Origin of the sequence: Streptomyces sp. F001 (assembly GCF_004187715.1) — a bacterium.
GTDB classification, from domain to species: domain Bacteria; phylum Actinomycetota; class Actinomycetes; order Streptomycetales; family Streptomycetaceae; genus Streptomyces; species Streptomyces flavusporus.
Genome location: NZ_QZWF01000005.1, coordinates 146,362 through 159,804, shown reverse-complemented (window position 1 = coordinate 159,804; position 13,443 = coordinate 146,362). Strand labels below are relative to the sequence as shown.

The 13,443-nt window shown below is 69.5% G+C and carries 12 protein-coding genes and 1 pseudogene; 11 read left to right on the top strand and 2 right to left on the bottom strand.

The genetic code is table 11. The annotated features are described in order from the left end of the window. Nucleotides 1–48: 48 nt before the first annotated feature. Both StrepF001_RS20950 and StrepF001_RS20945 read left to right on the top strand, forming a co-directional pair. Nucleotides 49–669 (top strand): hypothetical protein, encoded by a 621-nt coding sequence (locus StrepF001_RS20950; RefSeq protein WP_129799775.1) that lies wholly within the window; start codon nt 49–51, stop codon nt 667–669. Further along, nucleotides 666–1,358: a hypothetical protein gene (locus StrepF001_RS20945; RefSeq protein ID WP_129799774.1), complete on the top strand. Its 693-nt coding sequence runs from the start codon at nt 666–668 to the stop codon at nt 1,356–1,358. The genes StrepF001_RS20950 and StrepF001_RS20945 overlap by 4 nt, the downstream gene beginning before the upstream one ends. Here the strand turns inward: StrepF001_RS20945 and StrepF001_RS20940 are convergent. Then, a complete protein-coding gene (locus StrepF001_RS20940; protein ID WP_129799773.1) occupies nt 1,306–1,509 on the bottom strand; it encodes a DUF397 domain-containing protein in 204 nt (67 codons plus the stop codon). The two genes, StrepF001_RS20945 and StrepF001_RS20940, sit on opposite strands and share 53 nt — an antisense overlap. An 11-nt stretch (nt 1,510–1,520) precedes the next feature. Further along, nucleotides 1,521–2,375 (bottom strand): helix-turn-helix transcriptional regulator, encoded by an 855-nt coding sequence (locus StrepF001_RS20935; RefSeq protein WP_129799772.1) that lies wholly within the window; start codon nt 2,373–2,375, stop codon nt 1,521–1,523. Between the two features lie 225 nt (nt 2,376–2,600). Here StrepF001_RS20935 and StrepF001_RS20930 point away from each other — a divergent pair, with 225 nt between their 5' ends. The 9 genes and pseudogenes from StrepF001_RS20930 (at nt 2,601) to StrepF001_RS20890 (ending at nt 13,379) form a co-directional block, all read left to right on the top strand. Continuing rightward, nucleotides 2,601–3,059: an ATP-binding protein gene (locus StrepF001_RS20930; RefSeq protein ID WP_129799771.1), complete on the top strand. Its 459-nt coding sequence runs from the start codon at nt 2,601–2,603 to the stop codon at nt 3,057–3,059. Nucleotides 3,060–3,173: 114 nt separating this feature from the next. Further along, nucleotides 3,174–4,658, top strand: a complete 1,485-nt coding sequence (locus StrepF001_RS20925) for an ATP-binding protein (RefSeq protein WP_129799770.1) — start codon at nt 3,174–3,176, stop codon at nt 4,656–4,658. A 77-nt stretch (nt 4,659–4,735) separates the two neighbouring features. Next, nucleotides 4,736–5,665, top strand: coding sequence for a hypothetical protein (locus StrepF001_RS20920; protein ID WP_129799769.1), 930 nt, complete (start codon nt 4,736–4,738; stop codon nt 5,663–5,665). Nucleotides 5,666–5,854: 189 nt separating this feature from the next. Continuing rightward, a complete protein-coding gene (locus tag StrepF001_RS20915) occupies nt 5,855–7,240 on the top strand; it encodes a nitrate/nitrite transporter (RefSeq protein WP_129799768.1) in 1,386 nt (461 codons plus the stop codon). Nucleotides 7,241–7,390: 150 nt separating this feature from the next. After that, nucleotides 7,391–8,533, top strand: a complete 1,143-nt coding sequence (locus tag StrepF001_RS20910; RefSeq protein WP_240797599.1) for a uroporphyrinogen-III synthase — start codon at nt 7,391–7,393, stop codon at nt 8,531–8,533. Between the two features lie 154 nt (nt 8,534–8,687). Further along, a complete protein-coding gene (locus StrepF001_RS20905) occupies nt 8,688–9,284 on the top strand; it encodes a CGNR zinc finger domain-containing protein (protein ID WP_129799767.1) in 597 nt (198 codons plus the stop codon). A gap of 328 nt (nt 9,285–9,612) precedes the next feature. Beyond that, nucleotides 9,613–10,134 carry a sigma-70 family RNA polymerase sigma factor gene (locus StrepF001_RS20900; protein ID WP_010039908.1) on the top strand — a complete coding sequence of 174 codons (522 nt, stop codon included), beginning with the start codon at nt 9,613–9,615 and terminating at the stop codon, nt 10,132–10,134. 50 nt (nt 10,135–10,184) lie between these two features. Continuing rightward, the gene (locus StrepF001_RS20895) at nt 10,185–10,967 is read left to right on the top strand and encodes a zf-HC2 domain-containing protein (RefSeq protein ID WP_240797598.1); all 783 of its coding nucleotides are present in this window, start codon (nt 10,185–10,187) and stop codon (nt 10,965–10,967) included. 115 nt (nt 10,968–11,082) lie between these two features. After that, nucleotides 11,083–13,379 (top strand): annotated as a pseudogene (locus StrepF001_RS20890) (UvrD-helicase domain-containing protein). The last annotated feature ends 64 nt before the right edge of the window (nt 13,380–13,443 follow it).

Sequence of the window (13,443 nt, the reverse complement as noted above, 5' to 3'; positions counted from 1 at the left end):
CCAACCGCCTGGGAGCACCCACCCACCCGACGGGCTTGGGCTGGCCACATGACTATGAATGTCGTCGGCCTAATCGGTTGGATTGTTGGCTGGTGGGCCCTGTTGTACGTACTGGTTGTGTTCTTTTCTCCCGGTTTCAGTGTCCTGTTTGTTTTGCCCCTTTGTTACTGCTTGTATCGGGTTGTGACGCAACTGCGCTACTTCTCTCCGGCAATTCGAATGCTTCGGATTTTGCGAACCTATCCCTGGCGGATGGTACAAAACGTCCCATATGGGCTGACCGAGCACCCCGATGTCCCCGGAAAGAAGAACGGCTGGTTTGAGTTCGTCAACCCGGCTCGCCCCGAACAACACATTGCGCTTGTCTTCCCGACGCATCTCCGGACTGAGTGGTGGCACCGCCGGATGGCTCTGCGAGCCAAACCCAAGCTGAAGGAGCAGATCCAGACAGTCTGGTTCGCTGGCGACCCGCGTTTCATCGGTCTCATCGCCGCGCCTGCACATAGCGGTTCTGAGCCCCGTCGCCTGCACGTTCTTGAACAGTGGACGGCACTGCAGAACGGTCGGACCTTCGCCGACTGGGGTGCCACCCCGGATGACATCGAGCGCGGCCGACGCGTCGGCGTCTCCCCGGCCACACTGCCTCCCCGTGTGGGAGAAGGCCTGTGAGTGCCCCCACGTTCCTCCTCGATGACTCCGTCAACGACCCAGAAGCCGAACTGTGGTTCGCCGAACCCGCCGGCTTCACCACCCTCCCCCTCGACGCCCTGTTGCCCGAATCCGGCTCTCCGGCGGCCGAACAGTTGCGTACGGCCGTCGCCCCCTTCCTCGACGCCGCACCCGACGAGATGGCCCGGCAACAGTTCATTGCGCAGTTCGCGTCAGCCCAGCAGTTGATGAGCGCGCTGCGTGAGGTGGGCACCGTGCACTGTTCCATCGGCCTGCACCGCGACGACGTAGACGAGACGGGAGCCGACAACGGCCGGCCGCTGCTCTCCTTCTTCACTCTCTCCTGGCGTGAAACAGCAGTGGCCCCGCGTCGGGTAACGGCCGCTCGCGCGGTGACCGGTGCCGAGGGGCACACGCACATCGAGTACCGCGAACTGCCCTGCGGACCCACCACGTTCAGCGAGACCATCCGCACGCCCTTGGCTGAGAGCGGGCTCCCGCCGCACCCTCTCCTCCAGATCCACGCCTACCTGCCCCACCCGGACTGCAAGCGCCTGGCCGTCCTCACGCTCAGCACGACGGCCGTGGCGCGACGGGGTGAGTATCGGGCCGTACTCCACCAGATCGCAGAGACAGTCAGCTTCGAGAACCCGCTCGCGGCGTCCGAGGAGCAGCCGCGTAAGAAATGAAGGGCGCCCAGGCGGAGGGCGGGAAGGTGAGATGGGGGCCCTCGGCGCGCTTGGAGTCGCGTATGTGGATGGTGGCCGGGGTGGCTGCTATCTCGACGCAGTTTGAGCCGTCGCCGCTGTACGTGGACCTCTGCCAGCGGGTGATCTGCATGGTTGGTCCTTTCAGAGGTTCTGGAGGCGATGGTGGATGAAGTCGCGTGACTCGGCGGGGTCGAGAGCGCAGGCCTCCATGCGATCCAGTACCGCCCGGTACTTGCTCAACTGCGCTTCGGCGTCGAGGAATTCGCAAGCCCCGTGATGTGTGTCCAACTGGACCGTGTCGAGCTGTGGGACAGGACCCTCGACGTAGTCGAAGGACTGTCCTGTGGTCGGGAAGTGATCCGTGCCGAACGGGATCACGCGCACGGCGACATGGGGCAGCTCGCTCATGTCGAGCAGGTGCTTGAGCTGACCCCGGGTGACCGCGGGGCCACCGAAGCCCATGCGGAGTGCCGTTTCGTGAATGATCGCCTTGTACGGTGGCGGGTCCTCACGGTGCAGGACGCCTTGCCGCTTGATGCGGTGCGTGAGGCGGTGCTCGATCTCGTACTGCCGCATGGGCGGGACCACGGCTTGGAACAGGGCGCGGGCGTGGTCGGTGGTCTGTAGTAGCGCCGGGATATGGATCACGAGTGCGACGCGCAGCGCGGTGGCGTGGTGCTCCAGTTCCGCCAGGTCGACGAGCGCCGGGGGTACGTGTTCTCGGTACGACTCCCACCAGCCGCGAGTTCGGCGGCCCGTCATCGAGGCGAGGGCGTCGATGAGCCGTTCGTCGGAGCAGTCGTAGGCGGATGCCATTGCGCGCACGCGGTCAGCGCTGACGGGCGTGCGTCCGGTCTCGACCATGCTGACCCGCGCCTGGTTGACGCCTAGCAGTTCGGCGGCGCCGGTGGCGGTAAGGCCGGACCTCTCGCGGAGTTTGCGCAGCTCAGCTCCCAGCCTCCGCTGTCGCAGCGTGGGGTTGCTGGTGGGCGGCACAGGTTCTCCTTTCGGGCCGCGGCACGGCGTCCTCTCCCTCACACGGGTGATGCCTGGATGCTTTTCACTGATTTCATTAGAGGTATCTAACCATCCACCCTACGATGGTCACGTATCGCTCAACTCCCCCCGCTCATAAGTCGGAAGCGCACCAACCAGGCACTGCCACCGCCCGGCGCGGCCATGGGCGAGTCGTCCAATTCCCCTTCCTTCCGGAGGTGTTCCATGGTCACCGTAGCCCTGCCCAACGCCTGGGTGTACGCCCTCCGTCTCCCGCATGACCCCCGCGCCGCACGTGTCGCACGTATGACCGTGCGCGCGGCGCTTCACGGGCACGGCATGCATGAAGTCCTGGACGTCGTCGAGCTGTTGACCTCCGAGCTGGTCAGCAACGCGTACCGGCACACGCATGGACCCGCCTCGTTGCGGCTGACCGCACTTGGCGGCGGGCGGCTGCAGGTCGGCGTGTGGGACAGCCACCCGCGTATCCCCGCCCCTTTCAGCAGGCCTCCCGGCGAGCGCGTCCCGCCTGTTCCAGCCGACGCCGACGACGGGCGCGGGCTGTACCTCGTACAGCAGTATGCCGATGCGTGGGGCGGCTGGCCGCTCGGCGACGGTCTGCTCGACAGCGGAGCCGGGAAGCTGCTGTGGTTCGAGGTCGGGGGAGGTGGCGAGCGGTGGTAGGCAATCCGGGATTCCTACGGTGAGTAGCGGAGACGTTACCCTTATAGGCTAGCCTGAACGCGACTAGGCTAAGTGAGGTAAGGCTAATCGCCATCAGGCCAGGAGGCCGGACCCATGCCCATCCCCAAGCCGACCCCCCTCTTCGACCGATCCCACGAGTGGGACGAACTGACGCGCTTCTGTACCGACCGGGCGCCTGGCCTGCGTATCGGTGTCGTACGTGGCCGGCGCCGGCACGGTAAGTCGTTCCTGCTGGAGCACCTGTGCCGGGCCGTGGACGGCGTCTACACCCTTGCCCTGCAGCAGAGCCGCGCCATGGCTCTGGACCGTTTCGCCGACAGCCTCGCCCAGGGGCTCGGCTTCCGGATCGGGCGGTTCACCTCGTGGGTGGAGGCCATGGACACCGCCGCCGACGTGCTCACGAGCCGCCGGGAGCAAGGGACGCCCCCGCTGCTCGTCCTCGACGAGTTCCCCTACCTTGTCCAACACTCCCCGGAACTGCCATCCGTTCTCCAGGCCCTCTACGACCAGCGGGGTCCGTCGTCCGGAAAGCCGCCGCTTCGGATCATCCTCTGCGGCTCGGCGATCTCGACCATGTCGACCCTGCTCGCCGGCGACCAGGCACTGCGGGGACGGGCCGTGATCGACATGCGGATCGGGCCCTTCGGGTTCCGGGACGCTGCGGAGTACTGGGGTGTGACCGATCTCGATACGGCCTTTCTCGTGGACGCCGTTCTGGGCGGGGCGCCCGGCTACCGGGACGTCGTCGGAGACCCGCCCGAGCCCGGAGATGACGGGTTCTACGCGTGGCTGGCGCGTAGCGTCTTCAATCCGTCGCACATCCTGTTCACGGAGCCTGAGTATCTCCTGGCGGAGGATCCACGCATCAGCGACCGTGCGACCTACCACGCCATCTGGGAGGCGGTGGCCTCCGGTGCCGCCACGCCCACACAGATCGGTGGCCTGGTCGGCATGGACGCCAAGTCGCTGACCTATCACCTCAACATCATGAAGGCGGCCGCCTTTGTCCGATACGACCAGGACTTGCTGCTCCAGCGCAAACCCCTGATCACTGTCGCCGATCCCATCGTGCGGTTCCATGATCTGATCGTGCGGCCGAATCTCGTCGACTTCGAGATGAGGGAGGGGCGGGCGGCCTGGGAGCGGTCGAGGGAAACCTTCTCCTCCAAGGTCCTGGGGCCCCATTTCGAGGACCTGGCCCGGCAGTGGACGCTCCGGTACAGCCGCGAGCGCGGTCTCGACGACATCGGGCACGTGGGTACGACGATCGTCGCCTGCCGCGAACACCGTGGGCACGAGGTGGACGTCGTCGCGCTCAGCCGTACGTCCCGTCCGCGTGACAAGAAGGCCCGCATCACCCTGCTCGGTGAGGCCAAGGCGACGAACAAGCAGCGAACAGTTGCTGATCTTCAGCGACTTGAACATATTCGTGATCTTCTCGGCGCCCAGGGATGGGATACGGACACCTGTGTCCTCGCCGTTTACGTACGCAGCGAGCCCGCACCGGACCTCGCTCTGGCGGCGGAGGCGGGACGCGTGCAGATCGTGGGGATGCGGGATCTGTACGGCACCGGATGACTCCCCGACGCCCGTGTGAAAAACTGCCCCGCGTTGCGGACGTGAAGACGGTGACCCGGCGGGGGAGTTGGTTGCGGGTGAGCAAGCGGCAGGTGCAGAAAATGCTGCAGTTGATGGCCGGGGGTGGGCCGGTTCAGCTCACCAGTCCCATGGCCTCCGTGAAGAAGCTCGCCCGGCTCGCCTTCATCGCCCAGCAGTTCGGGTACGAGTACGCGGACGCACGGCAGACCGGCGGTCGCAACAACGCGCTCGTGATGATGATCGTGCCCGATCCCAGCCCGCACGCCCGTGCGCGGGCCGCGCAGAACTGGGCGCAGTATCCGAACGCCGGCGACGGTGTCTCGCTGCCGCCCCTCGTGCCGGACGCCGTCGAGCTCCTCAAGGCGCGGATCAACTTCGACCTCACCGGCCGGCACTCCGAGAAGCAGCGGCTGGGGTACGCGGCGATCGCCATCACGGTCGGGTCCTTTGTCGTTGCTGTGAACATCGGCGGGGACACCGGCTTCCTCATCGGCGGGATCATGTGGGCCGTGACCATGGGCCTGCTCGGCTTCGCGCTCACCTGGGGCCGGAAGCGCAACGCCAAGTTCGCCGCCCTTCTCCAGGCCGCCGGGTTCGCGCCGGTCACGGACGAGACCGGGCGGCTGCGGTATCTGCCGCCGGGGGCGCAGCTTCCGGGGCACGGGAATCCGTTCGCGAGCGGGCCGTACGGGGGGCCGGCCGCGGGGCCGTACGGCGGTCCGGCCGGTGGGCCGTCTGGCGGTCAGCCGGGTGCGCCCGGTGGTTACGGGCAGCAGCAGGCGCCGGGGCCGTACGTCCCTCCGCCCGCGTCCGGGACGCCGGGGCCCTACGCCCCTCCGCCCGCCTCCGGGCCGTACCTCGCCGCCCCCCAAGCCCAGCCCCAGCCGGGGCCCCAGCCCTACGGTCCCCCTCAGCCGTATCCACAGCAGTCACCTCAGCCCCACCAGCCCCAACCCAACCCCCACTGGCAGCCCCCACAGCACTGACCCGGCACCAACCTGGCACCACCCCCGGGCCACCCCGCGCCGAAGAACCTCTCATCCCACCCCCGCCCAGGGTGAGAGCAAAGTTCCTTTCCGGTCACCCACAGCCACAGACAGGAAACGCGCCCTCCCTACCTTCGGGACTCAACCGCTCAGAGCAGTACCCGAGTCCCGGAGCACCGTGGAGGCGTCATGACAGCCCCGAGTACAGCCCCCGCACCCCCGAACAGGGGCGGCCGCTGGATCCAGCACTGGGATCCGGAGGACGAGACCTTCTGGAACGAGACGGGTGAGAAGGTCGCCCGGCGGAACCTCTTCTTCTCCGTCCTCTCCGAGCACATCGGGTTCTCGATCTGGACCCTGTGGTCGGTGATGGTGCTCTTCATGGGCCCGGAGTACGGGCTCACCCCGGCCGACAAGTTCTTCATCGTGTCGATGGCGACCCTGGTCGGCGCGCTCGTGCGCGTGCCGTACACCTTCGCCGTCGCGATCTTCGGCGGGCGGAACTGGACGATCGTGTCCGCCTCCCTGCTGCTGCTCCCGACCATCGCCGCGTTCGTCGTCATGGAGCCGGGGACGTCCTTCACCACCTTCCTCCTCTGCGCCATGCTCGCCGGTATCGGCGGTGGCAACTTCGCCTCCTCCATGACCAACATCAACGCCTTCTTCCCGCTGAGGAAGAAGGGGTGGGCGCTCGGCCTCAACGCCGGCGGCGGCAACATCGGTGTGCCTGTCGTGCAGCTCGTCGGTCTGGCCGTCATCGGGGCCAGTGGTGGGCCGCGGGTGCTGCTCGGGATCTACATTCCGCTCATCGTCATCGCCGCCGTCCTCGCCGCGCGGTACATGGACAACATCGCGTCCGTGAAGAACGACACCGGCGCCGCCAAGGAGGCCGTGAAGGACGCCCACACCTGGATCATGTCCTTCCTCTACATCGGCACGTTCGGCTCGTTCATCGGGTACAGCTTCGCGTTCGGGCTGGTGCTCCAGACGCAGTTCGGGCGTACGCCGCTGCAGGCCGCGTACGTCACCTTCATCGGGCCGCTGCTCGGCTCCCTGATCCGCCCGGTGGGCGGTTCGCTCGCCGACCGGTTCGGCGGGGCGAAGATCACGCTGTGGAACTTCGTCGGCATGGCCGCCGCGACCAGCGTCATCATCATCGCCTCGATGCAGGAGTCGCTGCCGCTGTTCACCGTCGCCTTCATCGCGCTGTTCGTGCTGACCGGTCTCGGCAACGGGTCGACGTACAAGATGATCCCCGGGATCTTCCAGAAGAAGGCGCTCGCCATGGGGCTGACCGGTGAGGAGGCGGCCTCCTACGGGCGGCGGCTGTCCGGGGCGTCCATGGGGCTCATCGGCGCGGTGGGCGCGCTCGGCGGGCTCGGGATCAACCTGGCCTTCCGCCAGTCGTTCCTGAGCGTGGGCTCCGGCACCGGTGCCTTCGTCGCCTTCCTGGCCTTCTACGGCCTGTGCTTCGTGGTCACCTGGGCCGTATACCTTCGCCGCCCGGCCGCCACGGAGACCCACGCCACATCGGCCACGGAGGCAAAGCCGCAGCTCAGCTACGCCGAGGTGTGACGTAACACGGGCGACATCGAGCCGAACCGAGCCTGTCACGCACCGTTGACAGGCTCGGTCGGCATGTAGGTGCAACGACTCGAGCGCGGGACGAGAGTTATGTACGAGCAACAACAGCGACCGGATCAGCCGGCGAGGCAGGCGGCGGACATGGCGGGACAGCGGGCGGAACACGGGCCCCTCGCCGGGTTCACCGTGGGCGTGACGGCCGCGCGCCGGGCCGACGAACTCGGGGCGCTGCTGCAGCGGCGCGGCGCCGCCGTCCTGCATGCTCCCGCCCTGCGCATCGTGCCGCTCGCCGACGACAGCGAGCTGCTCGCCGCCACCAAGGAGCTCATCGACCGCGTGCCGGATGTCGTCGTGGCCACCACGGCCATCGGTTTCCGGGGCTGGGTCGAGGCCGCCGACGGGGGGGCTCGGGGAGGCGCTCCTGGACCGGCTGCGCGGGTGGAGCTGCTCGCGCGCGGGCCGAAGGTGAAGGGGGCGATCCGGGCCGCGGGGCTGACCGAGGAGTGGTCGCCGTGCTCCGAATCCATGGCCGAGGTGCTCGACCGGCTGCTGGAGGAGGGCGTCGACGGGCGGCGGATCGCCGTACAGCTGCACGGGGAGCCGCTGCCCGGGTTCGTGGAGTCGCTCAGGGCGGGCGGGGCCGAGGTCGTCGGCGTGCCCGTCTACCGGTGGATGCCGCCGGAGGATCTCTCGCCGGTCGACCGGCTGCTGGACGCCACCGTCTCGCGCGGTGTGGACGCGCTCACCTTCACCAGCGCGCCGGCCGCCGCGTCCCTGCTGTCCCGGGCCGAGGAGCGCGGGCTGCTGCCCGAGCTGCTCGCCGCGCTCCACCACGACGTGCTGCCGGCCTGCGTCGGGCCGGTCACCGCGCTGCCGTTGCAGGCCCGCGGCGTGGACACGGTGCAGCCCGAGCGTTTCCGGCTCGGTCCCCTCGTACAGCTGCTGTGCCAGGAGCTGCCCGGGCGGGCGCGGTCGCTGCCGATCGCCGGGCACCGGGTGGAGATCCGTGGGCACGCGGTGCTGGTGGACGGCGACCTCAAGCCCGTACCGCCGGCCGGGATGTCCCTGCTGCGTGCGCTGTCCCGGCGGCCCGGCTGGGTGGTCGCCCGCGCCGAGCTGCTGCGCGCGCTGCCCGGCGCCGGCCGGGACGAGCACGCCGTGGAGACGGCGATGGCCCGGCTGCGTACGGCGCTGGGGGCGCCGAAGCTGATCCAGACGGTCGTCAAGCGCGGCTACCGGCTCGCCCTGGATCCGGCTGCCGATGCGAAGTACGCGGACGTGTGACGGCCGGACAGGAGTAGCGCGCGGGCCCGGACGCGCGCTCGCATAAGCGGGCGTCCAGGAGCGCACGGTACGCGGGGTTCCGGTGGCCGCGGCGGGCAGGCACTGTGGGAGGGAACGGTTCCTCAGCCTCCCCCGGCTAGGCGGTGACGCGCGCATGGCACTGGGTACGGCCCCGGCCCCGTACGAGCTGCGGTTCGACGCCGGGCGGATCTGTCTGGACCTGCTGGCGACCACCCACCCGGTGGAACGGCTCGGCTCCGTCGAGGTGCTGCGCGCCTGGATCACCGGGTCGGGGCTCGTCCCGCCCGGCACCCCGCTGGCGCACGCCGACGCCTCCTGGCTGGTCGGCGTCCGTGAACTGCGCAGCCACGTCGGCCAGTTGGTGCACGGCACGTCGGCGCCCACGACCCGGCCGTATGATCTCGCGCTCGCCCGCGTCAACGACATCGCCCGCACCGCACCACCGGCGCCGCGCGCCCTGCGCGCCGAGGACGGCACGCTCGTACGGGAGTTGGACGGGCCCCCTGAGTGCGCCGCACTGCTCGGTGCGATCGCCCGGGACGCCGTGGAGCTGCTCACCGATCCCGTCGCCCGGGCGAGCCTGCGGCAGTGTGCGGGCGACGACTGTCCGATCGTCTACCTCGACACGTCCCGGGGCCGGCGCCGACGCTGGTGTTCCAGTGAGGTGTGCGGGAACCGGGAGCGGGTCGCCCGGCACCGGCGTCGCACGGCCGCGCTCGCTCGCGGCTGACGGTCCTTTATGTGCCTTCTGCGGCATGTCGGTTGGTGTGTCGTCGAAGTGATTTCGACAACATCGCGTTTCGGACTCCGAACGCCCCAGGGCCGTAACGATCTTGCCAGTGTGGCGGAAATGTGAAGGTCGGGCGGGGGGATTGTGCACCCATGTCCCGCTCGTCACGTCACTCCGAAGAAAAATGTCACCTCACTTTGAACACACAACGGCCTGCGTTCGTACCCGGTGTTGAGCGACCGACTGGGGGAACCCCCGGACACCGGAGGTGGGCGTGCGCAAGGATGCGGCCGTGGCCAATGAACGTGGATCGAGGGCCCGACATCGCATGTCCCAGCCCTCGGAACCTGACGAGGAGCTGATGCGTGCGCTGTATCGAGAGCACGCCGGACCGCTGCTCGCGTACGTGCTGCGCCTGGTCGCCGGAGACCGGCAGCGCGCCGAGGACGTCGTGCAGGAGACGCTCATCCGTGCCTGGAAGAACGCCGGTCAGCTCAACCGAGCGACCGGATCGGTACGCCCCTGGCTGGTGACGGTCGCCCGGCGCATCGTCATCGACGGCCACCGCAGCCGGCAGGCCCGGCCGCAGGAGGTCGACCCGTCGCCGCTGGAGGTCATCCCCGCGGAGGACGAGATCGACAAGGCGCTGTGGCTGATGACGCTGTCGGACGCACTCGACGACCTGACCCCGGCCCACCGGGAGGTGCTCGTCGAGACGTACTTCAAGGGGCGTACCGTCAATGAGGCGGCAGAGACGCTGGGCATACCCAGTGGCACCGTGCGTTCACGGGTGTTCTACGCCCTGCGTTCGATGAAGCTGGCACTGGAGGAGCGGGGGGTGACGGCGTGATGAACACATACGGGGGATACGGAGCAGGGGGTCCGGGTATGTCTGGCCCCATGCAGGGAGCACAGGGCGGCGGGTCGGTGGGTCCGAACGAACACGAGACCGTCGGGGCCTACGCCCTCGGGATTCTCGACGACGCCGAAGCAACCGCTTTCGAGGCCCACCTCGCCACCTGCGAGTGGTGCGCCCAGCAGCTCGACGAGCTCGCCGGGATGGAACCGATGCTGGCCGCCCTCGCCGACCTGCCCGGTGCCGGCACGCCCTCGATCGGCGAGTCACTGTCCGCCAGGCCCAGCCCGCGACTCGCGGAGAAGCTGGTCGACGAGGTCGCCGAGCGCCGTGCCCAGAAGCGCCGCCGCGGTATGTACATGGTGGCCGCGGCCGCCGCGCTGATCGTCGGCGGCCCGCTGGTCTCCGTCGCGGCGACCGGGGGCGACGACTCGGGGGGCGGCAACGTCCCGCTCCAGGCGTCCAGCCCCGCCAAGGCCGCGTTCGACGGTATGCCCGACCGGGTCACCGCGACCGACCCGAAGACCAAGGTCAGCGCGACCGTGGCCATGGAGGAGAAGCCGCACGGCACCGACGCCGTCCTGGAACTCAAGGGTGTCAAGGGCCCCGAGAAGTGCTCCCTGATCGCCGTCGGCAAGAACGGCGAGCGCGAGACGCTCAGCAACTGGTCCGTCCCGAACTGGGGCTACGGCCTCCCGGACGCCAAGACCGAGCAGGCCAAGAACCCGCTCTACGTCCAGGGCGGCGCCGCCTTCACCCCCAATGAGATCGACCACTTCGAGATCATGACCTTCGACGGTGAGCTGCTGGCCGAGGTCGATGTGTAAGTCGTACGGCAGGCCCCGGGACGTTGTGGACAACGGACCCGGGGCCTATACGTAGCCTTTCCGGGTCCCCTTCGCGTACGGTGGACGGCTGCCCAGCACGTCAGAAGGGGGCCCGGTGGCCGCTCAGGCTCAACAGGAAACCGCGCTCGGCTCGGTCCATGACTCCGTACGCGACCGGGAGATCGGCGTGGAACAGGAACACCTGGACCGGGTGTACCGCCGCCTGGAGGAGAAGATCCACGAGGCGGAGTTCCTCATGCAGGACGCGGCCAAACGCGGCCAGGTCGGCACACCCGGCGCGCTCGCCGAGCGCGACGCACAGGTCTTCCGGGCGGGCGTCCACCTGAACCGGCTGAACAACGAGTTCGAGGACTTCCTCTTCGGCCGCATCGACCTGCTGCCCGGCAAGGACGGCAAGAAGGGCCCGGACGGCGCGTACACCGCGGTCGAGCCTGCCGAGGGCGCGGTCCGCGACGACGGCACGGCCGACATTGCCGAGACCCTGCACATCGGTCGCATCGGCGTCCTCGACCAGGACTACGCGCCGCTGGTCATCGACTGGCGGGCTCCCGCCGCGGCCCCCTTCTACCGCTCCACGCCGGTCGACCCCGGCCGGGTGGTCCGCCGCCGGGTCATCCGCTCCAAGGGCCGCCGCGTCCTCGGTGTCGAGGACGACCTGATGCGCCCCGAGCTGAAGGCGTTCCTCGACGGCGACGAACTGCCCGTCATCGGCGACGGCGCCCTGATGGCCGCCCTCGGCCAGGCCCGCAGCCACACCATGCGGGACATCGTCGCCTCCATCCAGGCCGAGCAGGACCTGGTCATCCGCGCCCCCGCCGCCTCCGTGACGTACGTCGAGGGCGGCCCCGGCACGGGCAAGACCGCCGTCGCCCTGCACCGCGCGGCATACCTCCTCTACCAGGACCGGCGCCGCTACGCGGGCGGCATCCTGATCGTCTCGCCGACCCCGCTGCTGGTCGCCTACACCGAGGGCGTGCTGCCCTCCCTCGGCGAGGAGGGCCAGGTCGCCATCCGCGCGATCGGTTCGCTCGTCGACGGCGCCGAGGCCACGCTGTACGACTCCCCGTCCGTGGCCCGCGCCAAGGGCTCGTACCGCATGCTCAAGGTGCTGCGGAAGGCCGCCCGCGGAGCGCTGGAGCTGAACGATTCACCACAGCGGCTGCGCGTCGTCGCCTTCGGCCGGCGGCTCGAACTGGAGGCCGCCGAGCTGGAGCGGATCCGGCGCACCGCGCTGGGCGGCACGGCTCCGGTGAACCTGCTGCGTCCCCGGGCGCGCAGGCTGCTCCTCGACGCGCTGTGGGAGCAGTCGGGCGGTGCGACCCGCCACTCCGACCCCGAGCTCGCCGCCGAGCTGCGCTCCTCGTTCGACGAGGACGTGACATCCGAGGACGCCTTCGTGGGCTTCCTCGACGCCTGGTGGCCGGAGCTGACCCCGCAGCATGTGCTGCGGGCCATGGCCGACGAGAAGCGGTTGGGCCGCTGGGCCCGCCGGATCCTGAACCCGGGCGAGGTGCGCAAGGTGGCCCGCTCGCTCAGGCGGGACGGCCACTCCGTGCACGACATCGCCATGCTCGACGAGCTGCAGGCCACCCTCGGTGTCCCCGCCCGCCCCGGAAGAAGCGCGAGCTCGACCCGCTCGACCAGCTCACCGGTCTGGAGGAGCTGATGCCGGTGCGCGAGGAGTCGCAGCGCGAGCGGGCCGAGCGGCTGGCGCAGGAGCGCACCGAGTACGCGCACGTCATCGTCGACGAGGCCCAGGACCTCACGCCCATGCAGTGGCGCATGATCGGCCGGCGCGGCCGGCACGCCACCTGGACGGTGGTCGGCGACCCGGCCCAGTCCTCCTGGTCCGACCCGGACGAGGCGGCCGAGGCCCGCGACGAGGCGCTCGGTACCCGCCCCCGCCGCCGCTTCCGCCTCACCGTGAACTACCGCAACCCGGCCGAGATCGCCGAACTGGCGTCGAAGGTGCTGGCCCTCGCCATGCCCGGCTCCGAGTCGCCGTCGGCGGTGCGCTCCACCGGCGTCGAGCCGCGCTTCACGGTCGTACGGGAGTCCCTGGGGCACACCGTGCGCGAGGAGGCAGCCCGGCTCCTCGACCGCGTGGACGGCACGGTCGGTGTGGTGGTGGCCATGAACCGGCGTGAGGAGGCCCGGCGCTGGCTCGCCGGGCTCGGTGACCGGGTGGTGGCGCTCGGCAGCCTGGAGGCGAAGGGCCTGGAGTACGACGCGACGGTGGTCGTCTCGCCCGCGGAGATCGCCGACGAGTCGCCCGCCGGGCTGCGGGTGCTGTATGTCGCCCTGACCCGGGCCACCCAGCAGCTCACGGTCGTCTCCGACGCGCGCGACGAACCGGACGCGGCCGGGGTGCCTGACCTGCTCAGAGACTGACGCGGAAGAGACCGACCCGGATGGACTCCCGGGACGGGAATGGCCGTGCGGGATCCGTTTGTTA